Raw genomic sequence first — 21,201 nt, 5'->3', positions numbered from 1 at the left:
AGGTTGCGCAGGTCGTTGTAGACGCGGCCGGCGGTGGTGTCGCGGGTGGGGTTGGCCATCAGGCGAGCACCGCCTCTACGGCGGGGCGGACGACGGAGAGAGCGCCCAACTCGCGTGCGATGTTCTGGAGTTCGCTGAGTCCGCCGCGTTCGCTCCGGCGCAGGTAGCGGCCGAGCGCGGACAGGGCGAGGGTCTCGCCGATGCGGCTGCGGTGGCGCATCGCGTCGACGACGCTGCGGGCTGCGTTGTATACGGGGATGGTCTCTCCCGGGGCTGCTTCGAACCGTTCGACGCCGAGGGCGAAGGTCTTCGAGGCGTACTGCGCCACCACGGTCGGCGGGTAGGAAATCGTGGGGCGGCGTGTACCGCGCGGCACGGCGATGTGTACTGCTGCGGGGGTGTCGTCGATCAGCTCATGCAGGGCCAGGGCGGACTCACCGCACACGACGGCGCGAGGGGCCCGGGCGCACACGGCCAGCAGATCCGCGTGCGCAGCCTCCGGTGAGTCTGCCCGCCGGTACACCCCACGGGACAGTTCGTCTATTTCCCCTACCGTGACCAAGTACGCCAGATCGCGAGGGGAGAGCCGTGCCTGACGTGCCTGCGCCGTGGTGAACGTGGGGGGAGAGGCCGGCCAGCCGCTGCTCCAAGCGCGAGTTAGACGGTGTCCTACGTGGTGATCGCTCGTTGGTCCGTTCATGGGGCGGGATACGTGGAGTTGGATTGTTCCGGACGGCTTGTGGGAGCTCGCCAGGCCGTTGATTCCGGAGGACCGGGTGCGACCGCAGGGCGGTGGAACGCCGAACACGCCTGATGAGACGCTGTTCGCGGCGATCATCTACGTGCTGGTCAGCGGGTGCGCCTGGCGAGCTCTGCCGCCGTGCTTCGGCATATCGAAGTCGACGGCCCACCGCCGGTTCCTGATCTGGTCGCGGGCCGGCGTCTGGGGCCGACTGCACGAAGCAGTCCTGCACCAACTCGACGACGCAGGCCTCATCGACGTCTCCCGCGTCGTGCTCGACTCCGCCCACGTGCGCGCTAAAAAGGGGGCGAACACACAGGTCCGAGCCCCGTGGACCGGGGCAAGCCGGGTTCCAAGATGCACGTCCTGTCGGACGCGAACGGACTGCCCCTGGTCGTCGGCGTCTCCGTCGCCAACGTCCACGACAGCAAAGGACTGAAGCCCATGGTGGCCGGTCACCAAACGAGACACGACCCCCACAACGGCCGCCACTTCAAGCCGCAACGCCTGCATGCCGACAAGGCCTACGACATTCCCCACCTGCGAAAATGGCTGCGCGGCAAGCGCATCGGCGTGCGCATCGCCCGCAAAGGCGTCGAGTCCAGCGAACGGTTGGGCCGCCGCCGTTGGGTGATCGAGCGCACGATCTCGTGGCTGTCCGGCTACCGCAGACTCAACCCTCGCTACGAACGCCATCCACGCAACTACCTGGCCTTTCTCGGCCTTGCCGCGGCCCTGTGTTGCTACAAGCGACTGCTCCGCCTCACCACGTAGGACACCGTCTTAGACACTCGCATCCTCGCAGGTCAGCGGCACCTTTCTGCTGTCAGGGCGTCAGCTCGACCAATTCCGCTGAATAACCGGGGCTAACGCAACGGCGTTGCACGATGCGGGACACGACCCCTCGTCCCGAGGGTGGACTCGCCGTCGGACCGCCTTCGTTGGCCCTGGTGGGCCGACTCTCTGCTCTCGCACCCCGTGGTGGCCGGGTCGGGCCGTCTGCCGGGGCTCAGGGACGGGATGGAGAGCGAGTTCCTTTGATGGGCCCGCTCCCTGTCGGCGACGGGCTTCCGGGACAGAAGACTGGGAGATGCCTGTGCACCAGCTGAACTCTGTGCCGTCGGCGGACGTATTGATCAGGGCACGGCGCCAACACCGGGCCGTATCGACGGGTGGTCTTCAGGAGGAATGGTGACGGATCTCGGACAGCGAGCAGTAGATCTACGGATCTACCCGCCGGCTGTGGGCGTCCTGGCCCAGGCGGCGGTTCTGGTTTCGCTGGGGGCGTCAGTGGGGCTCGGTGCAGCCGGTTGGCTCATTGGGCTGGGGTACTCCGTTGCCACGTGGGTCCTGCTCTCCCGCGCCCTGCAACATCCTGACGTTCACCAATGGGGGCCTGCTGACAGCGTCACCTTTGCCCGGTTGATCCTGACCGGTGGTGTAGCCGCTCTTGTAGCCGACTCCGTCGGCGGAGACGAGCATCGGGCAGTACTGATCGGGTTGGCTGCGGTCTCCTTGATTCTCGATGCCGGAGACGGTCAAGTGGCCCGCCGCACAGGAACCGCGTCGAGATTCGGTGCACGGTTCGACATGGAGGCGGACTCCGTCCTGGCGATTGTCCTGAGTATTTACCTCGGGACATCTCTCGGTTGGTGGGCTGTTGCGATCGGGCTTTTCCGCTACGCCTTCGTATTGGCATCATGGGCGATGCCGTGGTTGAACGCGCCACTGCCCTTCCGGATGTCACGAAAGGTTGTGGCTGCATCACAAGGCGTTGTACTGGTTGTCGCCAGTGCCGGTCTCCTTCCCATGTCAATGGCCCAGGTCTGCGTTGCGGTCTCAATCGGTACGCTGGTCTGGTCGTTCGCCATCGATGTCGGGTATCTGTGGAGGCGGTCGGCGCTCAAGCGCGTGAGGGAATTCAGTTACAACTGACTTGAATTCGATTCGTCGTGGCTGCGGGCGGAGGGAATGGTGCAGGAGTCATGATGCCCCTGCCCTCGGCAACGACAGGCAGTAGATGTCGCCGGCGTTCGCCTCATGCGGAAGCGCCAGAATATGAGCGGCCATCGTCTCCGATGAAACCCAGTCATCGAACTCCAGGTTCATGCTCTCCCCCATGGACGCATTGAAGAGTTCGAACCCCAGTCCGGTTACGCGGTTGAGGCAGCGCTGCGCCACTGAACGTTCGATCGTCGTGAATTCGAATGACAGTGCAGGCAACGCATGGCTGAGTCCGTCCAGTACTGCGGCTTCGAAACCTTCGACATCGATCTTGACGAACGCAGGCGTACCGTAGGTTCGAATGAGGTCGTCGAGCGTGACGACCGACACGTCCATCTCCGCGTCCCATACCTGGTCCTGCCAGCCACGCGCTCCATCAGCGGCCTTCACGAATTCTGCCGATGCTGTGGAAACGGTAGGATTCGCCGAGTTGACATAAAACTTTACGGCTCCTCCGTGTGCACCGCACACGGCTTCGACCGACACCACGTCTTCGTCACCGGCATAGATCTCTCGGATGGCCCGGATGCACAGTGGTTGCGGCTCAACGGCCGTTACGCGTGCACCCAGACGACGAAAACTGCCGATGCGATCACCGACGTGGGCGCCAATGTCGAAAACGAGATCGCCGGGCTGCACGAACTGGGCGTAGAAAGCGTCCATCGCCGCATCTTGGCTGGCGTTTCCGTAATAGAACTCAAGCGACCGGCGGATGGAAGAAGCAGCCGGATCGGCTTTGAGGGATTCCAGTGGGCCAGGGTTGAAGTTCATATGGGATTGTACCCCGACGCAGACGTCGCGCAATGCCCGAAGTTAACACTGACCGAAACTCGAAACGGCTGTTTGAGTGTTCAGATTTTCCACCATCTGGGATGTTTTGAGCGTCAGGTAGTTCCTCATCCCGAATCTCCTGAGGCGTTCCTCAGCACATGCACCACGCAGGTTTGCACGCTCGGCTGCATCCAGACGGTCCCCACCGCCTCAGACAGGCCGTTGAGTCCGTCGCGGACCGGCACGAGGACATCGCTGACACCGCGGTTCTTGATCGCGGTGAAGAAGGGCCGGTTGGCGACCGCGCCAACACGGATCCTCATGCGGACGGCATCGAGGAGGATGGGAGACGAGCACCTCGTCGACACCCGGCAGACGCCGTTGCCTCTTCTTGGCAGTCTTCGACTCGAAGGAGCCGTCGTGGTCACGGGGCACGGCCATCTCCACCGGGCCGGCATCAGTCACCATGGTCTCGGAGCGCTTGCCGTTGCGGGAGGTACCGCCGTCCTCACCCACCGCACCGTGCTTGTCATAGCCGAGATGGATGGCGGCCTTGCCTTCAGGGGCGGACTCCAGCAGCCGCTCGGTCAGCTGCTGGAGTCCGCCCCGGTCAGCTGCGGGCCCTCGGGCTGACGTGGCCCACCAACGAGTTACCCGGAACGTCTGGCGGGCCCGTCATCACGGGGCCGGCGTCGAACCGTACGCCGTCAGGAACCGGTCGCGGAAGTCGCTCATCTTCCAGACCGGGGTGCTCTTTCCGGGCTGCAGCCCGTCCGTCCAGCCCCAGTCGGCGATCTTGTCGAGGACCTTGGGATCCTTGGCGATGATCGAGACCGGCACGTCACGGCTGGCGTTGTTGCCGCTGACCCGGGCGATGGGCTGGTGGTCGCCGAGGAAGACCAGCACGGTGTTGTCGTTGCCGTACTTCACCAGGTAGTCGATGAGGCTGGTCACCGAGTACTGGATCGACTTGCCGTACTCCTCCTTCGACCTGGTGGAGTTGGTGAGAAGCTCCGACGGGTCGGTGCCCTCCTTCTCGATGGAGTCGAAGATCGAACCGTCACCGAGCTGGTCCTGCGGGACCATCTTGGGGATGGGTCCCCAGGGTTGGTGGCTGGAGGTCAGGATGATCTCCGACATCAGCGGCTTGTCCTGCTTCTTGCCGTGCTCCAGGCGTTCGAACGCGGCCAGGGCGTACTGGTCGGGCATGGTCGACCAGCTGAACTTCGGCCCCTTATAGCCGAGTTCGTGGGAGTCGTACACGTTGTCGAGGCCGAAGAAACTCGCTTCCGGCCAAGTCTTCTGGACCCCCGGCATGATGCCGACCGTGCGCCAGGCGCCGGTCTTCTGGAAAGCGCTGGTGAGGGTCATGTGGTCGCCGTTGGTGACGGTGCGGTAGCGCTGCTGGTTGCTGATCCACAGGCCCGACAGGAAGGTGGAGTGGCCCAGCCAGCTACTTCCGCCGTACGTCGCCGACGTGAGCCAGCCGCTCTGCGCCGCGAACCCCGCCTCGCGCAGCTTCTCGTTCTCGGACATCAAGGTCGCGTTCACCCCCGGCGAGATGACCGGGTCCTCGATCGCGCTGCGGCCGTAGCTCTCGATGAAGGTGATCATCATGTCCTTGCCGCGCAGGTCGGTCAGCAGCTGGTCCGGCGGCGTGTTGGCGAAGATGTCCTTCTTGGCGATCTCGGCAAACTCCGCCTCGTCCCGCAGGGTCGACTGCACCGCCTTCACCCGGAGATGGACGAGATGGGCCGACCGCTCGGCGGCGATCGGCAGTTCGGCCGTGAACTGCACGCCGAATGTCGCGCACGCCACCCAGGCGGTGGCGAACGCCAGGGTCGTGTGGGTCGCGGTGGCGGTGTGCCGGGCGAGGATGTTGCCCAGCCGGACAACCGCCAGCACCATGGCGACGAGGGCGACAAGGATCAGGACCATGATCGCGACGACGAGGCCGAGCGTGCCCTTCGCGCCGATCGTGTCCTTGAGGTACGTATGCGCGTCGTCGAACAGGGTCCAGTCGAGGACGAGGTTGAAGTCCCGCCCGAGGTATTCCTTGAAGCCCATGTCGAGGAGGTTCAGGATCAGCTGCACGCCGACGGCCAGTCCCAGCAGCGCCGCCACGACGACGCGCGGCTTGCGCGGCAGGGCGATCAGCACCGCGGCGCCGAGGATCGCCTCGACCGGGATGCGCACGAAGGCGATGGGCGTCAGGCCGGCGGCGTTGTTCGACATGAGCAGCGTGAACAGCACGACCGCGGCGGCGAGGGCGTTGACGGTCCACGACACCACCTTCGCGGTGACGGGGTATCTGTCACGCCACCCACGCCATCGCCGTCGATCGGAACCCGGGGCCACCTCCGGCGTGGGCTCGTCGGTGGCTTCGGCAGTGGTCCCCGGCGCGTTGTCCGCAGGGGTCTGGTCAGCGGCCTCCGGCGTCAGCCCCTTCTCCGGCGTCAGTGCCTCTTCCGGAGGCACCTGTGTCTCATCCGTCGGCTCGCTCGTTTTCGGTAGCTGTCGAGAGCTCGTGTGGGACGACACCCGGCGGTCCTTCCGTGCGAAACACTGTGCTGGTGGGGCGGATCGGCCCCGAAGATATGGGGGCGGTGGCGCCTGCATCTCTGTACGGCACCGTGACGGCCCCCGTTCAATCACCCGGGTTCGCTTCCGGTCAAGCGGTTCACCCTATTTGGTCAAGCGGAATCGCGTGGCCCCACGGCAGGGCGACGGCTCGCACCCGTCCCGGCGTCGGCAACGACACCGTCACTGCCAGCCCCTTGCCCGGCGACCTACGCACTGCCACCTCGCCTCCGTGTGTCGTGACCACACCCTGCACGATCGCCATGCCGAGCCCGCTGCCCGCACCCCCGCCCGCCCCTTTGCGCCGGCGTCGTTAATAATCGAGTTCCGCTGTGAGGTCCGTGGAGTCGGGGGGACTGCCATGGTCAGGTGAGTTGTCGGGAACAAACAGACGTTGCGTTGGGGCCCTGAATGGCGCGGGCCTGCTTCGGGGGTGGCCAAGGGGTGGCCGGACGCCTTTGGGCGGTGCAGCACCAGGTATCGGCGCTGAGTACGGCGCAGGTGATCTGATCAGGCACAACAGCATCCCGCAGCATCAGCCGTCACCAGGCAACACGATCCCCAGCGGCCTCGTAATGCGTAGGTTGCACTACCCGACGTACACCGACTGCACTCCACACCCTGAGACGACTCAAGAGCGCCGCGTCGGTCCCGAAGCTGGCCCGCGCCCAACCGCAAACAGCCACGTTCCCTGGGGAGTCCCTGGGGAGTTTTCGGGGACTTTCACGCCTGTCCCGGGGAGTTTCTGGGGACTTTCCGCCGCGTGAGCAGGGAAGGCCCTGACAGCGCAGAAAGAAACGAACGCGCTGGTCAGGGCCTATTTCCCTAGCACTCGATGATGTTCACAGCCAGCCCGCCCCGCGCCGTCTCCTTGTATTTGACGCTCATGTCCGCGCCCGTCTCCTTCATGGTCTTGATGACCTTGTCGAGGGAGACCTTGTGGGAGCCGTCGCCGCGCATGGCCATCTTGGCGGCGGTGACCGCCTTGACCGCGGCCATGCCGTTGCGTTCGATGCAGGGGATCTGGACGAGGCCGCCGACCGGGTCGCAGGTCAGGCCGAGGTTGTGCTCCATGCCGATCTCCGCGGCGTTCTCGACCTGTTCGGGGCTGCCGCCGAGGACTTCGGCGAGGGCGCCGGCCGCCATCGAGCAGGCCGAGCCGACCTCGCCCTGGCAGCCGACCTCGGCACCGGAGATGGACGCGTTCTCCTTGAAGAGCATGCCGATGGCGCCCGCGGCCAGCAGGAAGCGGACCACTCCGTCCTCGTCGGCGCCCGGCACGAAGTTGACGTAGTAGTGGAGAACGGAGGGGATGATCCCCGCGGCGCCGTTCGTCGGCGCCGTCACGACGCGGCCGCCCGCCGCGTTCTCCTCGTTCACCGCCATTGCGTAGAGCGTGATCCATTCCATCGCGTGGGCCAGTGGGTCGCCCTCCGCGCGGAGTTGGCGGGCCGAGACGGCGGCACGGCGGCGGACCTTGAGGCCACCCGGCAGGATGCCCTCGCGGGACATGCCGCGGGAGACGCAGGACTGCATCACGCGCCAGATCGCGAGGAGTCCCTCGCGGATCTCCTCCTCGGTGCGCCAGGCCCGCTCGTTCTCCAGCATCAGGGCGGAGATCGACAGGCCCGTCTCGCGGGTCAGCCGCAGCAGCTCGTCGCCCGTGCGGAAGGGGTACTTCAGGACCGTGTCGTCCAGTTTGATGCGGTCCTGGCCGACCGCGTCCTCGTCGACCACGAAACCGCCGCCCACGGAGTAGTACGTCTTCTCCAGGACCAGCTCGCCCGAGGCGTCGTACGCGAAGATCGTCATGCCGTTCGCGTGGTACGGCAGCGCCTTGCGGCGGTGCAGGACCAGGTCGTCGGAGAAGGAGAAGTCGATCTCGTGGGAGCCGAGCAGGCTGATGCGCCCGGACGACTTGATCTCCTCGACCCGGTCGTCGGCCCCCTCCACGTCCACCGTCCGCGGCGAGGCGCCCTCCAGGCCGAGCAGTACCGCCTTCGGGGTGCCGTGGCCATGGCCCGTCGCGCCGAGCGAGCCGTAGAGCTCGGCCCGTATGGAGGCCACCGAGTCCAGCAGCTCCTCGTTGCGCAGCCGCCGGGCGAACATGCGTGCCGCGCGCATCGGGCCGACCGTGTGGGAGCTGGACGGGCCGATGCCGATCGAGAACAGGTCGAAGACCGAGATGGCCACGGGGACTCCTCACAGCGGGGGGTGGTGCATGGGGGTGGGGCGCCGCGCACACCCTTCAGTGTGCGCGGCGCCCCGAAGAATCGTACGTTCCGTACGAACTACTTCAAGCCGGGGTACAGCGGGTGCTTGTCGGCCAGAGCGGACACCCGGGCCTTCAGCGAGTCCGCGTCGGCCCCCCCGAAGGGAGAGGGTGCCTTCAGCGCCTCGGCGATGATGTCCGCCACCTCGGTGAAGTCCTCGGCCTGGAAGCCGCGGGTGGCCAGGGCCGGCGTGCCGATGCGCAGGCCGGAGGTGACCATCGGCGGGCGCGGGTCGTTCGGGATGGCGTTGCGGTTGACCGTGATGCCGACCTCGTGGAGACGGTCCTCGGCCTGCTGTCCGTCCAGCTCGGAGTTGCGCAGGTCGACCAGGACCAGGTGCACGTCCGTGCCGCCGGACAGGACCGAAACGCCGTGCTCGGCGACGTCGGACCGCACCAGGCGCTCGGCCAGGATCCGCGCGCCGTCCAGCGTGCGCCGCTGGCGCTCCTTGAAGTCGTCCGAGGCGGCGACCTTGAAGGAGACGGCCTTGGCGGCGATCACGTGCTCCAGCGGACCGCCCTGCTGACCCGGGAAGACCGCGGAGTTGATCTTCTTGGCCAGCTCGGCCGTCGAAAGGATCACGCCACCGCGCGGGCCGCCCAGCGTCTTGTGGGTGGTCGTGGTGACGACATGGGCGTGCGGGACGGGGTTCGGGTGCAGACCCGCGGCCACGAGGCCCGCGAAGTGCGCCATGTCGACCATCAGGTACGCGCCGACCTCGTCCGCGATCCGGCGGAACGCGGCGAAGTCCAGCTGGCGCGGGTACGCCGACCAGCCCGCCACGATCAGCTTCGGCTTGGACTCCTTGGCCAGCTTCTCGACCTCGGCCATGTCGACCTGACCGGTGGCGTCGTCGACGTGGTACGGGACCACGTTGTAGAGCTTGCCGGAGAAGTTGATCTTCATGCCGTGGGTCAGGTGCCCACCGTGCGCCAGGTTCAGACCCATGATCGTGTCGCCCGGCTTGAGCAGCGCGAACATCGCGGCCGCGTTGGCCTGCGCGCCCGAGTGGGGCTGCACGTTCGCGTGCTCGGCGCCGAAGAGCGCCTTGACGCGGTCGATCGCGATCTGCTCGACCACGTCGACGTGCTCGCAACCGCCGTAGTAGCGGCGGCCCGGGTAGCCCTCGGCGTACTTGTTGGTCAGGACCGAACCCTGGGCCTCCATCACCGCGACCGGAGCGAAGTTCTCCGAGGCGATCATCTCCAGGGTGGACTGCTGGCGGTGCAGCTCGGCGTCGACGGCGGCGGCGACGTCCGGGTCCAGCTCGTGCAGGGGCGTGTTGAGAAGCGACATGTCCTACGACTCCTTAGCCGGCGGTGAAAGCGATGTACTCGTCCGCGGAGAGCAGGTCGTCCGGCTCGTCCGTGACGCGTACCTTGAACAGCCAGCCCCCCTCGAAGGGGGCGGAGTTCACCAGCGCCGGGTCGTCCACGACGTCCTGGTTGATCTCGGTGACCTCGCCGGTGACCGGTGCGTACAGGTCGCTGACCGACTTGGTCGACTCCAGCTCACCGCAGGACTCGCCCGCGGTCACCGTGGCACCGACCTCCGGAAGCTGGGCGTAGACGACGTCGCCGAGCGCGTTGGCCGCGAACTCGGTGATGCCGACCGTCGAGACGCCGTCCTCGGCGACCGACAGCCACTCGTGCTCCTTGCTGTAGCGCAGCTGCTGGGGGTTGCTCATGGCCTGAATTCTCCTGTACGCGGGGGAGTGGTGATGACAAGGGGAGGGGAGTTGAGCAGGGCGGATATGCCCAGGGATCACTTCTGGCGCTTGTAGAACGGCAGCGCCACGACCTCGTACGGCTCGTGGCTGCCCCGGATGTCCACGCCGACCCCGGGCGTGCCCGGCGCGGCGTGCGTGGCATCGACGTACGCCATCGCGATCGGCTTGCCCAGGGTCGGGGAAGGGGCGCCGGAGGTGACCTCGCCGATGACCTTGCCGTCGGCCACGACGGCGTACCCGGCGCGCGGGACGCGACGGCCCTCGGCAACGAGCCCGACGAGCACCCGCGGGGGGTTCTCCTGGGCCTTGGCGGCGGCCTCGGACAGGGCCTCGCGCCCCACGAAGTCGCCCTCCTTCTCGAACTTCACGACCCGCCCGAGCCCCGCGTCGAAGGGGGTGAGCGAAGTGCTCAGCTCATGCCCGTACAGCGGCATGCCCGCCTCCAGGCGCAGTGTGTCGCGGCAGGACAGACCACAGGGGACGAGGCCGGCCGGGGCGCCCGCGTCGGTCAGCGCCTGCCACAGCTTCTCGGCGTCGGACGGGGCCACGAACAGCTCGAAGCCGTCCTCGCCGGTGTAACCGGTGCGCGCGATGAGCGCCGCTACGCCCGCGACGGTGCCCGGCAGACCCGCGTAGTACTTCAGGCCGTCGAGGTCGGCGTCGGTCAGGGACTTCAGGATGCCGGGGGACTCGGGGCCCTGCACGGCGATCAGCGCGTACGCGTCACGGTCGTCGCGGACCTGGGCGTCGAAACCGGCCGCGCGCTCGGTGAGCGCGTCCAGCACCACCTGGGCGTTGGAGGCGTTCGCGACAACCATGTGTGCGGTCTCGGCCAGCCGGTACACGATCAGGTCGTCCAGGATGCCGCCGTCCTCCTGGCAGATCATGGTGTAGCGGGCGCGGCCGACGCCGACGGAGGCGATGTTGCCGACGAGCGCGTAGTTCAGGAGGGCGGCCGCCTGCGGGCCGGTGACGGTGATCTCGCCCATGTGGGAGAGGTCGAAGAGACCGGCCTTCGTGCGGACGGCCAGGTGCTCGTCGCGCTCCGAGCCGTACCGCAGGGGCATGTCCCAGCCCGCGAAGTCGGTCATCGTCGCGCCGAGCGAACGATGCAGGGCATCTAGCGCGGTGTGACGGGATGCGTTACTGCTCATCGGTGGGGCTCCCAAGGCATGACGGCGAGGTCGTTCCTCCCCATCTGTCATCGGAACCTGAGAGGTTCATCACGACCCCGCTCGGCGGTGATCCTGACTTGCACCTTGGGTGGAGCCACTGGCGGCTCGCTTTTCAGATGTGCCTCGCCCGCGCGGTAACGGGGCCTGAGAGATTCAAGGGAGGGACTTGCTCCTTCGGCGCCCCAGTGGTCCTCAAGGACTCACCGGGAACTCTCCCGCGCGGATTCAAGCGGCCGGTATGCAGTTGGCGGGCACATCATCGCACGCGCGGTCGGATACCGGCAGCCCGGGATCTGTAACCGGCCTGTGGCAGTCCGAGAACGGAAACGGGAGACACAGCGTATTACCTTCTCTTTACACTCAGCGGGGAAAGGACTCCTGACCCCAGGGGAGGACGATCACGGTGAACAGGACCACGGCGTACGCGACGACCTCGGCCGTCGCGCTGCCCGATCAGCCCCGTGCCAAGGCCCGGGAGGCGTGCGGCCCGCTCCCGACGGCCGTCGTCCGCGATCTCAGGGAGCGGGCCGGACGCAGCCCACATGGTCTGCACTTCGGTGCGTCCGACCTGGTGGTCGTCACCGGGCTGCCCGGCAGCGGCAAGTCGACGCTGATGCGCCGCGCTGTCGCGGGCCCGCGCATCGACTCGCAGGACACCCGCGACCGCTGGGACGAGCGGATGACAGGCCGGCTCCCGTACGCGGTCTATCGCCCCCTCGTCCGCCTTGCGCACTACGCGGGCCTGCGCCGCGCGCTGCGTTCCGGTGCCGGCGTCGTCGTGCACGACTGCGGCACACAGGCCTGGGTGCGCCGCTGGCTCGCCCGCGAGGCCCGCCGCCGGGGCGGCGCCCTGCACCTGCTGCTGCTCGACGTCACACCGGGCACCGCCCTGGAGGGCCAGCGCGAGCGCGGCCGCGGCGTTTCGCGGTACGCGTTCGCGCGTCACCGGGGCGCGGCGGCCCGGCTGCTGCGCTCCGTCGAGCGGGGTGACCTGCCGGAGGGCTGCGGCTCGGCGGTGCTCCTCGACCGGGACGCGGCGAACGTGCTGCGCCGGATCGACTTCGGCAGCTGACCGCTCGTACGGCCGATTGCTCGTACGGCCGCTTGTGTGACAGCTCGCGCGCCCGGACGTGTGACGGCCCGTACGGCTGCCCGCGGGACGGCCGGTACGGCTGGTACGGCTGGTACGGCTGCCCGCGTGACGGCTCGTACGGCGTTGTCGTACGAGCCCATTAACCTTTCCAGCCGGAGCAGTGGTTCACAGCAGGCGGTAGACAGGTAGACAGATGGACTTCCCAGACTTCCCGGCACCGGCGCACCCGCACCCCCATCCGCACGGCGGATGGCCGGGCAATGAGCTGGAGGAGGTGCTCTCCGCGTCCCTCGGAGTCCCCTCGGCAGGCGGCCGCATCGTCGAGGTCCTCGGCCGCAGCTTCGTCTGGGTGCCCCTGCCCAGCGGCGGCGGACCTCACTCCGGCCCCCTCGATCTGCCCACGCTGGAGATCGAGGGCCAGGCGTACGTTCCGGTCTTCAGCTCGGAGGAGCAGTTCCGCCAGGTCGTCGGCAGCCATCTGTCGTTCACGATCGCGCCCGCCGTCGAGTTCGCCCGCGGTCTGCCCCCGCAGGTGGGTATCGCGATCAATCCGGGCGGTGTGGTCGGCGTCCCGCTGCCGCCACCGGCGGTCGCCGAGGTGTGCCGGTCCGGGCGCACCCCGCTGGACGGACCCGCGAGCGGCGGCCGGGTGCGGCTCTCCGAACCCGACTGGCAGGACGACCCGGTCGACTTCCTGGCCGCGGCCTCGGCCGAGTTCGCGGAGACCGGCGTGGTGCTGACCGCACGCCGCTGCCTGGCCAGCATCGAGGGCGACGACCCCGTGATGTTCATCGGGGTCGAACTGTCCCAGTGGGAGGGCGACGCCACCACGCTCCCGCTGGCGGCCCTCGGACGTGCGCTCGGCCGGGTGCCGGTGGACCGCCCGGTGAACATGGTGTTTCTCGACGTCGCCCAGGACCCGGTGGGGGAATGGTTGCGGGCACATGTGCGCCCGTTCTACCAGCAGGGTTACTGACGTCGTGAAGACCTCCCGTGCCGCGCGTCAAGTAGCTGTCAGGATCCCCGCTTAACCTGGTTACATGGCTCGGTCGGATGAGGTTGTTCGCCTCCGGGGCAATGAGTTGAGTTCATCGTGATGTCTTCGCGAAGGGGCGGTTGAAGGTGAGCGCGTCGGGCACGGCCGCGGCCGGGCAGGTCGAGCACATGCTGCGCCAGGTGACGCCCGGGCGTTACGACGCCTACGAGGCGCTCCTTCGCGCGCTCGCGACCCCGTCGTCCGGCCAGGTCTGGATGCTGCTCTGGCACGGCCAGGCCGGCTCCCCGGACGCGCAGTACGGGAACATGGAGGTCGACGGCTTCGGTTACGCGCCGTGCGTCACCTCCGCCCAGGAGCTCTCGGCCAGCGGCTGGAACCGGTCGTACGAAGTCGTCGACGGCCTCGACGTGGCCCGCACCCTCTACCCCGACCACTTCGGACTCTGGCTCAATCCGCACGCCCCCGGCGGCGGGGTGGGCATCCCCTGGCTGGATCTGCGCCGGATCGCCGCGGGCCTGGAGCGCCAGCCCGCGGGCCCGCTGCGGCTCTCCGAACCAGGCATCGAGATCCCGCAGTTCTACGCCCTGCTCACGCAGAACGCGCACCGCACCACCGCCGTGCGCTCGCTGCGCCGCGCCTGGGTGCAGCCCGCACTCGGGGCGCCATATCTGGCCATCGGCCTCGACGTGTACGACACCTCGCCGCCCGCCGTCGACTCCGTGCGGGCGATGATGCAGCAGTCCATCGGTGCGGTGCCGGACGGGCTGCCCGTGTCGACCGTCGCGATGTCCGACGAGTACGACCCGGTGGCGATGTGGCTGCGCGCCAACGCCCGCCCGTTCTACGACCGCGAGGCCCACGCGGCCCCGGCCCAGGCGCCGGTCCAGGCCCCCGCGGGGGGTTACGGTTACCCGCCGCCCGGTCGCTACTGACCCTCGGTCTCCGGTCTCGCCTGCTGGGCAGGGCAGGATTTCTTCGCGCGTAGATAGGGGCAATTGGTCCCGTTCCCGTCGGATCTGTCCCAATAGGGCACTGTCCGACGGCCGTTACCCACCGTCCGGATAACGGAACCCACCTGCCTGCATCACGTTTACGCATCCTTTCCCTGTCAGGTCTGGCTACTGATCGCCAAAGCGTTGAAGACTCCCGCTCCAGGGGGTTTATCCCCTGCGTACGACGGACGATCACGCCGCTACCGCGGCAAGTGCGGGCCGGCTACCGCCGGTTGAGAGGGGTCCCTGCCAGATGACGGCACCATTGCACGAGCCGACCGCGGAAGCGGCCCCCGGCGCGGCCGAAGAAGCGGCGGCTGCCGCCGGCGCGAAGGCCGTTCAGGGCCGTTCCCTGGGCCGGATCGCCTGGGAGCGCCTCAAGCGGGACAAGCTCGCCCTGACGGGCGGCATCGTCGTCCTCGTCCTCGTCGTGGTCGCCCTGCTCGCCCCGGTCATCACGGGCATCCTCGGGCAGGACCCGAACGAGTATCACGAGAACCTCATCGACCCGCTGTTCGGCACCCCCACGGGCTCCCTGGGCGGCATCAGCGGCGACCACCTGTTGGGCGTCGAGCCGGTCAACGGCCGCGACATCTTCGCCCGCATCCTCTACGGAGCCCGGATCTCGCTGCTGGTGGGCTTCCTGTCCGCCGTCGTCGCGGTGATCCTCGGGGTCGTCCTGGGCATCCTCGCCGGCTTCTTCGGCGGCTGGGTCGACTCCCTCATCAGCCGGGTGATGGACGGTCTGCTCGCCTTCCCGCAGCTGCTGTTCATCATCGCGCTGGTCTCCGTCATGCCGAACGACATGCTGGGCCTGACCGGGTCGAGCGTGCGCGTGTTCGTGATGATCCTGGTCATCGGCTTCTTCGGCTGGCCCTACATCGGACGCGTGGTGCGCGGTCAGACACTCTCGATGCGTGAGCGCGAGTACGTCGAGGCCGCCCGATCGCTGGGCGCCGGGCGGATGTACATCCTGTTCAAGGAGCTACTGCCCAACCTCGTCGCCCCGATCATCGTGTACACGACGATGATGATCCCCACCAACATCCTCACCGAGGCGGCACTCAGCTTCCTGGGCGTGGGCGTCAAGCCGCCCACCGCCTCCTGGGGGCAGATGCTCTCGAGCGCGATCGACTACTACGAGTCGGACCCCATGTACATGGTGGTCCCGGGTGTGGCGATCTTCATCACCGTGCTGGCCTTCAACCTCTTCGGCGACGGCGTCCGGGACGCGCTGGACCCGAAGGCTTCCCGTTGAACCGCCGCACCACAACCGTCCCGTGGCACTCACACGGGGTCTCTCATCAATCCGGAGGATCCGAGATCGTGACTACCCAACGCACCTCAGGGCAGCGGAAGCGGGCATTTGCCGCTGCCGCCGTGGTGGCCGCGCTGCTGACCACGGCGGCGTGCGGCGGCGGCGACGGAGACGACGGCGACAAGGGCGGCTCGAAGACCGGCGCCGCCGGCTTCGACGCCGCGAACAACAAGGTCGCCCAGGCTTCGCTCGCCAAGAAGGGCGGGACGCTGAAGTTCGGTGCCGCGCAGGACGCCGACTCGTGGGACACCACGCGTGGCTACTACGGCATGATGTGGAACTTCTCCCGCTACTACAGCCGTCAGCTCGTCACGAACAAGGCCGAGCCGGGCCCGGCGGGCGCCGAGGTCACTCCGGACCTCGCCACCTCGACCGCCAAGGTCACGGACGACGGCAAGACCTACACGTACACCCTGCGTGACGGCAGCACGTGGGAGGACGGCAAGGCGATCACGTCCAAGGACGTGAAGTACGGCATCGAGCGCGTGTGGGCGCAGGACGTGCTGTCCGGCGGTCCGACGTACCTGAAGGACGTACTGGACCCCAAGGGCGAGTACAAGGGCCCGTACAAGGACAAGTCCGCGGACAAGCTGGGTCTGAAGGCGATCGACACGCCGGACGACAAGACCATCGTCTTCCACCTCCCGCAGGCCAACTCGGACTTCGAGGAGATGCTGGCCCTGACCTCGGCCTCGCCGGTGCGCCAGGACAAGGACACCAAGTCCAAGTACGCCCTGAAGCCGTTCTCGTCCGGCCCGTACAAGTTCGAGTCCTACAGCCCGGGCAAGGACCTCAAGCTGGTCCGCAACACCTCCTGGAAGCAGGCCTCGGACCCGATCCGCAAGGCCTACCCGGACGAGATCACCATCCAGTTCTTCTCGGACGCCAACCAGCTGGACCAGCGCCTGCTCAGCGGTGACCTGGACCTCGACCTGAACCAGACCGGCATGTCGCCACAGGGTCGCACCACCGCCCTGAAGGAGCACAAGGGCAACCTGGACAACCCGGTCTCCGGTTACGTCCGTTACGCGGTCTTCCCGCAGAGTGTGAAGCCGTTCGACAACATCGAGTGCCGCAAGGCCGTGATCCTCGGTGCCGACCACGTGTCGATCCAGACCGCGCGTGGCGGCCCGGTCGCCGGTGGCGACATCGGCACCAACATGCTGCCCCCGTCGGTCCCGGGCGCCGAGGGTCAGAAGTACGACCCGTACGAGCTGGCCGGCGCCAACAAGAACGGCAACGAGGCCAAGGCCAAGGAGGCCCTGAAGGCCTGCGGTAAGCCGAACGGCTTCAAGACCACCATCGCGGTCCGCAACAACAAGCCGGTCGAGGTGGCCACCGCCCAGTCGCTCCAGGCGTCGCTGAAGAAGATCGGCATCACCGCCGAGATTGACCAGTACGACGGCTCGCAGACCTCCGGCATCATCGGCAGCCCCTCGAACGTGAAGAAGAAGGGCTACGGCATCATCATCATGGGCTGGGGTCCGGACTTCCCGACCATCCAGGGCTTCGGTCTGCCGCTGTGGAGCAGCAAGTACATCGCGGAGAGCGGTAACAACAACTACGCGCTCATCAAGGACAAGACGATCGACGGTCTGTTCGACTCGTACGTCACCACCCTGGACGACGCCGGCAAGACCAAGATCTCCACGGAGATCAACCACAAGGTGATGGAGGGCGCGTACTACATGCCCTTCGTCTTCGAGCGGTTCATCAACTGGCGCTCGGACAACCTGGCGAACGTCTACACGACCGACGGCTACAGCGGTCAGTACGACTTCGTCAACCTCGGTCTGAAGAACCCGAAGAAGTAGATCCGGCACACCCGCCGAACGGCACGAAAGGCAGGTGAAGGCCGGCGCAGCGTGATCGCGGGCCATCGGAAGACCTCCGATGGCCCGCGGTCCGCGGCGGGCCGAGAGCTGTGCTCGCTTACCTCATCAGGCGGTTGTTCGCCGCCGCAGTGATGCTTGTGGTCATCGTCATGGTGGTCTTCGGCATCTTCTTCCTCATCCCCAAGTGGGCTGGCGTCGACATCGCCTTGAGCTTCGTGGGCAAGCAGGCCGACCCTGCCGCCGTCGAGGGTGTACGCGAGAAGCTGGGCTTGGGCGACCCGATCTACGCCCAGGTCTGGGAGTTCTTCAAGGGCATCTTCGCCGGTCGCACCTACACGGGCGGCGGGGACAGCGTCCACTGCGCCGCACCGTGCTTCGGTTACTCCTTCCGTAGCGAGCAGGCCGTCTGGCCGGTGCTGACCGACCGCTTCCCGGTCACCCTGGCTCTCGCGCTCGGTGCCGCCGTGCTGTGGCTGATCCTCGGCGTCTCGGCGGGCGTGCTGTCCGCGCTCAAGCGAGGTAGCCTGTGGGACCGCGGCGCGATGGTGGTCGCGCTCTCGGGCGTCTCCCTCCCGATCTACTTCACCGGCATGGTCGCCCTGTCGGTCTTCGTCTACGGACTGAACTGGTTCGACGGGCAGTACGTTCCCTTCGCGGACAGTCCAAGTGGCTGGTTCGGCGGGCTGATCCTGCCGTGGATCACCCTCGCGTTCCTGTATGCGGCCATGTACGCGCGCATCACCCGCGCCACCATGCTGGAGATCCTTGGCGAGGACTACATCCGCACCGCCCGCGCCAAGGGCCTCAAGGAGCAGACCGTCATCGGCAAGCACGCCATGCGCTCCACGATGACGCCTCTCCTGACCATGCTCGGCATGGACCTGGGCGCCCTCATCGGAGGTGCGATCCTGACCGAGACGGCGTTCAACCTGCCCGGCCTCGGCCAGGCCGTGCTCAACGCCATCAAGAACCAGGACCTGCCCATCATCCTGGGCGTCACCCTGATCACTTCTCTCGCGGTGCTCGTCGCCAACCTCGTGGTGGACATCCTGTACGCCGTGATCGACCCCCGAGTGAGGCTCTCGTGACCGACCTCAGCAAGAGCGGAGCGGCCGTGGGCGAGCCCGCCTCCGCCTCGCCCGCCCCGTCCGCCTTCTTGGAAGTGCGCGACCTGAAGGTGCACTTCCCGACCGACGACGGCCTGGTCAAGTCCGTTGACGGGCTGAGCTTCCAGCTGGAGAAGGGCAAGACCCTCGGCATCGTGGGCGAGTCCGGCTCCGGCAAGTCGGTCACCTCGCTCGGCATCATGGGCCTGCACACCGCCGGCCAGTACGGCAAGCGCAAGGCCCAGATCTCCGGCGAGATCTGGCTGGACGGCACCGAGCTGCTCTCCGCCGACCCGGACCACGTGCGCAAGCTGCGCGGCCGCGAGATGGCGATGATCTTCCAGGATCCGCTGTCGGCGCTGCACCCGTACTACACGATCGGCCAGCAGATCGTGGAGGCGTACCGGATCCACCACGACGTCAACAAGAAGACCGCCAAACGTCGTGCGGTCGAGATGCTCGACCGGGTCGGCATCCCGCAGCCGGACAAGCGGGTGGACAGCTACCCGCACGAGTTCTCCGGTGGTATGCGCCAGCGCGCCATGATCGCGATGTCGCTGGTCAACAACCCCGAGCTGCTGATCGCGGACGAGCCGACGACCGCCCTCGACGTGACCGTCCAGGCGCAGATCCTCGACCTGATCCGGGACTTGCAGAAGGAGTTCGGCTCCGCGGTCATCGTCATCACCCACGACCTGGGCGTCGTCGCCGAACTGGCCGACGACATCCTGGTGATGTACGGCGGTCGGTGCGTCGAGCGGGGCCCGGCCGAGAAGGTGTTCTACGAGCCCCGCCACCCGTACACCTGGGGTCTGCTCGGCTCGATGCCGCGCCTGGACCGTGCGCAGACCGAGCGCCTGATCCCGGTCAAGGGTTCCCCGCCCTCCCTGATCAACATCCCGTCCGGCTGCGCCTTCAACCCGCGCTGCCCGTACGCGGACCTCCCGAAGGACAACGTCACCCGCACCGTCCGTCCCGAGCTCGCCGAGGTCGGCAGTCGGCATTGGGCCGCCTGCCACCTGGGCAAGGAGCAGCGGGAGCGTATCTGGATCGAAGAGATTGCGCCGAAGCTGTGAGTGACGAGAAAGCGGTGACGATTCCCGCGCAGAGTGAAGGACCGGGTCGTGCCGACGCCGAGGTCCTGCTGAAGGTCACTGGGCTGAAGAAGCACTTCCCGATCAAGAAGGGCCTGCTTCAGCGTCAGGTCGGCGCGGTGCACGCGGTCGACGGGCTGGACTTCGAGGTCCGCTCCGGCGAGACGCTCGGTGTCGTGGGCGAGTCCGGCTGTGGCAAGTCCACGATGGGCCGGCTGATCACCCGGCTGCTGGAACCGACCGGCGGAAAGATCGAGTTCCAGGGCAAGGACATTACGCACCTCGGCGTCGGCGGGATGCGCCCGCTGCGCCGGGACGTGCAGATGATCTTCCAGGACCCGTACTCGTCGCTGAACCCGCGCCACACCATCGGCACGATCATCGGCGCTCCCTTCAAGCTCCAGGGTGTCGAGCCCGAGGGCGGCATCAAGAAGGAAGTGCAGCGGCTGCTGTCGGTCGTCGGCCTCAACCCCGAGCACTACAACCGCTACCCGCACGAGTTCTCCGGCGGTCAGCGCCAGCGCATCGGCATCGCCCGTGCGCTCGCGCTCAACCCGAAGCTGGTCGTCGCGGACGAGCCGGTCTCCGCGCTGGACGTGTCGATCCAGGCGCAGGTGGTGAACCTGTTGGACGACCTCCAGCAGGAGCTGGGTCTGACGTACGTGATCATCGCGCACGACCTGTCGGTGGTCCGGCACGTGTCGGACCGGATCGCGGTGATGTACCTCGGCAAGATCGTCGAGCTGGCCGACCGCGACTCGCTGTACACGGCGCCGATGCACCCGTACACCAAGGCGCTGATGTCCGCGGTACCGATCCCGGACCCGGCGCGGCGGGGTGCCAAGAGCGAGCGCATCCTGCTCAAGGGCGATGTGCCCTCGCCGATCGCGCCGCCCAGCGGCTGCCGCTTCCACACGCGGTGCTGGAAGGCCACGGAGATCTGCAGGACGACCGAGCCGCCGCTCCTGGAGCTGAAGCCGGGGCAGCAGGTCGCCTGCCACCACCCCGAGAACGCGGCGGACCAGGCACCGCAGGATGTGGTCCTCCTGTCGGCGGCCAAGGAGGCCATCGAGCTGGTACCGGCGGCGGTACTGGCGGGGGAGGCGTCGGAGCCGGCGGATGTGGCCGTGGCTGAGGCCGAGGCCGCGGAGGGCGCTGCGAACGAGGAGGCTCCCGAGGCCGAGAAGGCCGAGAAGGCTGCGGAGGCTTCTGAGGCCGCGGAGACCGCCGAGGCCACCGAGACCGCGGAGGCTGCAGAGGCCGAGGAGCCCGCCACGGCGGACGAGACTGCCCCGGCGGACGCCGATGCCGATGCCGACGCCTCCGGCGAAGCGGATGACGCTGCCGAAGCCGACGCGTCTACGGCGGCCGACGCGCCCGCCGAAGCGGACGAGTCAGCCAAGGCTGACGCTCCCGCCGAAGCCGAAGCCGAAGCCGAAGCCGAAGCCGAAGCCGAAGCCGAAGCCGAAGCCGAAGCCGAAGCCGAAGCCGA

17 protein-coding genes, 3 pseudogenes and 2 riboswitches are annotated in these 21,201 nt (G+C 67.6%); of the genes and pseudogenes, 10 read left to right on the top strand and 10 right to left on the bottom strand.

The features are described 5' to 3' along the window. Nucleotides 1-58: 58 nt before the first annotated feature. A complete protein-coding gene (locus tag ACX28W_RS29410) occupies nucleotides 59-523 on the bottom strand; it encodes a type IV toxin-antitoxin system AbiEi family antitoxin domain-containing protein (RefSeq protein ID WP_459002826.1) in 465 nt (154 codons plus the stop codon). A gap of 39 nt (nucleotides 524-562) precedes the next feature. Next, a pseudogene (locus ACX28W_RS29405) lies at nucleotides 563-700 on the bottom strand (hypothetical protein); the annotation flags it as partial. Here ACX28W_RS29405 and ACX28W_RS29400 point away from each other — a divergent pair. Continuing rightward, a protein-coding gene (locus ACX28W_RS29400; protein ID WP_459002738.1) for an IS5 family transposase occupies nucleotides 699-1,516 on the top strand; the annotation gives its coding sequence in 2 pieces (ribosomal slippage) (nucleotides 699-1,041 and nucleotides 1,041-1,516; 819 coding nt in all). The pseudogene ACX28W_RS29405 and the gene ACX28W_RS29400 sit on opposite strands and share 2 nt — an antisense overlap. A gap of 414 nt (nucleotides 1,517-1,930) precedes the next feature. Further along, on the top strand, nucleotides 1,931-2,677 hold the full coding sequence (locus ACX28W_RS29395) for a CDP-alcohol phosphatidyltransferase family protein (protein WP_459002736.1): 747 nt from the start codon (nucleotides 1,931-1,933) through the stop codon (nucleotides 2,675-2,677). 48 nt (nucleotides 2,678-2,725) lie between these two features. On the opposite strand, the gene ACX28W_RS29390 is transcribed toward ACX28W_RS29395, so the two are convergent. From ACX28W_RS29390 to gcvT, 8 genes and pseudogenes are all read right to left on the bottom strand, one after another. Continuing rightward, nucleotides 2,726-3,517 (bottom strand): FkbM family methyltransferase, encoded by a 792-nt coding sequence (locus ACX28W_RS29390; RefSeq protein ID WP_459002734.1) that lies wholly within the window; start codon nucleotides 3,515-3,517, stop codon nucleotides 2,726-2,728. Between the two features lie 143 nt (nucleotides 3,518-3,660). Next, a pseudogene (locus tag ACX28W_RS29385) lies at nucleotides 3,661-4,123 on the bottom strand (transposase); the annotation flags it as partial. Nucleotides 4,124-4,195: 72 nt separating this feature from the next. Next, nucleotides 4,196-6,136 carry an alkaline phosphatase family protein gene (locus ACX28W_RS29380; protein WP_459002732.1) on the bottom strand — a complete coding sequence of 647 codons (1,941 nt, stop codon included), beginning with the start codon at nucleotides 6,134-6,136 and terminating at the stop codon, nucleotides 4,196-4,198. Between the two features lie 61 nt (nucleotides 6,137-6,197). Next, nucleotides 6,198-6,392 (bottom strand): annotated as a pseudogene (locus ACX28W_RS29375) (ATP-binding protein); the annotation flags it as partial. A gap of 530 nt (nucleotides 6,393-6,922) precedes the next feature. Next, nucleotides 6,923-8,290 (bottom strand): L-serine ammonia-lyase, encoded by a 1,368-nt coding sequence (locus ACX28W_RS29370; protein WP_362081284.1) that lies wholly within the window; start codon nucleotides 8,288-8,290, stop codon nucleotides 6,923-6,925. Between the two features lie 98 nt (nucleotides 8,291-8,388). Next, nucleotides 8,389-9,666, bottom strand: a complete 1,278-nt coding sequence (glyA, locus tag ACX28W_RS29365; protein WP_459002730.1) for a serine hydroxymethyltransferase — start codon at nucleotides 9,664-9,666, stop codon at nucleotides 8,389-8,391. A gap of 13 nt (nucleotides 9,667-9,679) precedes the next feature. Beyond that, nucleotides 9,680-10,057, bottom strand: coding sequence for a glycine cleavage system protein GcvH (gene gcvH / locus ACX28W_RS29360; RefSeq protein ID WP_459002728.1), 378 nt, complete (start codon nucleotides 10,055-10,057; stop codon nucleotides 9,680-9,682). Between the two features lie 77 nt (nucleotides 10,058-10,134). Beyond that, complete coding sequence (gcvT, locus tag ACX28W_RS29355) at nucleotides 10,135-11,253, bottom strand: glycine cleavage system aminomethyltransferase GcvT (protein ID WP_459002726.1); 1,119 nt, start codon at nucleotides 11,251-11,253, stop codon at nucleotides 10,135-10,137. Nucleotides 11,254-11,287: 34 nt separating this feature from the next. Then, a riboswitch (glycine riboswitch) is annotated at nucleotides 11,288-11,396 on the bottom strand. Next, nucleotides 11,397-11,502, bottom strand: a riboswitch (glycine riboswitch). It abuts the riboswitch before it with no gap. 175 nt (nucleotides 11,503-11,677) lie between these two features. Here gcvT and ACX28W_RS29350 point away from each other — a divergent pair. From ACX28W_RS29350 to ACX28W_RS29315, 8 genes are all read left to right on the top strand, one after another. Next, a complete protein-coding gene (locus ACX28W_RS29350; RefSeq protein ID WP_459002724.1) occupies nucleotides 11,678-12,346 on the top strand; it encodes an AAA family ATPase in 669 nt (222 codons plus the stop codon). Between the two features lie 214 nt (nucleotides 12,347-12,560). Continuing rightward, the gene (locus ACX28W_RS29345) at nucleotides 12,561-13,343 is read left to right on the top strand and encodes an enhanced serine sensitivity protein SseB (protein ID WP_459002723.1); all 783 of its coding nucleotides are present in this window, start codon (nucleotides 12,561-12,563) and stop codon (nucleotides 13,341-13,343) included. 146 nt (nucleotides 13,344-13,489) lie between these two features. Further along, nucleotides 13,490-14,296, top strand: coding sequence for an enhanced serine sensitivity protein SseB C-terminal domain-containing protein (locus tag ACX28W_RS29340; RefSeq protein ID WP_459002722.1), 807 nt, complete (start codon nucleotides 13,490-13,492; stop codon nucleotides 14,294-14,296). 313 nt (nucleotides 14,297-14,609) lie between these two features. Next, a complete protein-coding gene (locus tag ACX28W_RS29335) occupies nucleotides 14,610-15,614 on the top strand; it encodes an ABC transporter permease (RefSeq protein ID WP_459002721.1) in 1,005 nt (334 codons plus the stop codon). Between the two features lie 68 nt (nucleotides 15,615-15,682). Next, on the top strand, nucleotides 15,683-17,488 hold the full coding sequence (locus ACX28W_RS29330; protein WP_459002719.1) for an ABC transporter substrate-binding protein: 1,806 nt from the start codon (nucleotides 15,683-15,685) through the stop codon (nucleotides 17,486-17,488). 110 nt (nucleotides 17,489-17,598) lie between these two features. Then, nucleotides 17,599-18,597 carry an ABC transporter permease gene (locus tag ACX28W_RS29325; RefSeq protein ID WP_459002718.1) on the top strand — a complete coding sequence of 333 codons (999 nt, stop codon included), beginning with the start codon at nucleotides 17,599-17,601 and terminating at the stop codon, nucleotides 18,595-18,597. After that, a complete protein-coding gene (locus tag ACX28W_RS29320) occupies nucleotides 18,594-19,691 on the top strand; it encodes an ABC transporter ATP-binding protein (protein ID WP_459002716.1) in 1,098 nt (365 codons plus the stop codon). The genes ACX28W_RS29325 and ACX28W_RS29320 overlap by 4 nt, the downstream gene beginning before the upstream one ends. Before the next feature lie 14 nt (nucleotides 19,692-19,705). Continuing rightward, nucleotides 19,706-21,201 (top strand): ABC transporter ATP-binding protein (locus tag ACX28W_RS29315; RefSeq protein WP_459002820.1); only part of this gene is annotated, 1,496 nt, incomplete at its 3' end.

This window comes from Streptomyces sp. SD15, from assembly GCF_054462255.1.
Note: the sequence above shows the minus strand (reverse complement) of the source record. Positions and strands in the feature narration are given on the sequence as shown.

What these genes read in the sequence shown, in the direction of transcription:
- ACX28W_RS29380 (WP_459002732.1), bottom strand. Translation starts at nt 6,136, where the DNA reads ATGCAGGCGCCACCGCCCCCATATCTTCGGGGCCGATCCGCCCCACCA.
- gcvH (WP_459002728.1), bottom strand. Translation starts at nt 10,057, where the DNA reads ATGAGCAACCCCCAGCAGCTGCGCTACAGCAAGGAGCACGAGTGGCTG.
- ACX28W_RS29395 (WP_459002736.1), top strand. Translation starts at nt 1,931, where the DNA reads ATGGTGACGGATCTCGGACAGCGAGCAGTAGATCTACGGATCTACCCG.
- gcvT (WP_459002726.1), bottom strand. Translation starts at nt 11,253, where the DNA reads ATGAGCAGTAACGCATCCCGTCACACCGCGCTAGATGCCCTGCATCGT.
- ACX28W_RS29390 (WP_459002734.1), bottom strand. Translation starts at nt 3,517, where the DNA reads ATGAACTTCAACCCTGGCCCACTGGAATCCCTCAAAGCCGATCCGGCT.
- ACX28W_RS29345 (WP_459002723.1), top strand. Translation starts at nt 12,561, where the DNA reads ATGGACTTCCCAGACTTCCCGGCACCGGCGCACCCGCACCCCCATCCG.
- ACX28W_RS29335 (WP_459002721.1), top strand. Translation starts at nt 14,610, where the DNA reads ATGACGGCACCATTGCACGAGCCGACCGCGGAAGCGGCCCCCGGCGCG.
- glyA (WP_459002730.1), bottom strand. Translation starts at nt 9,666, where the DNA reads ATGTCGCTTCTCAACACGCCCCTGCACGAGCTGGACCCGGACGTCGCC.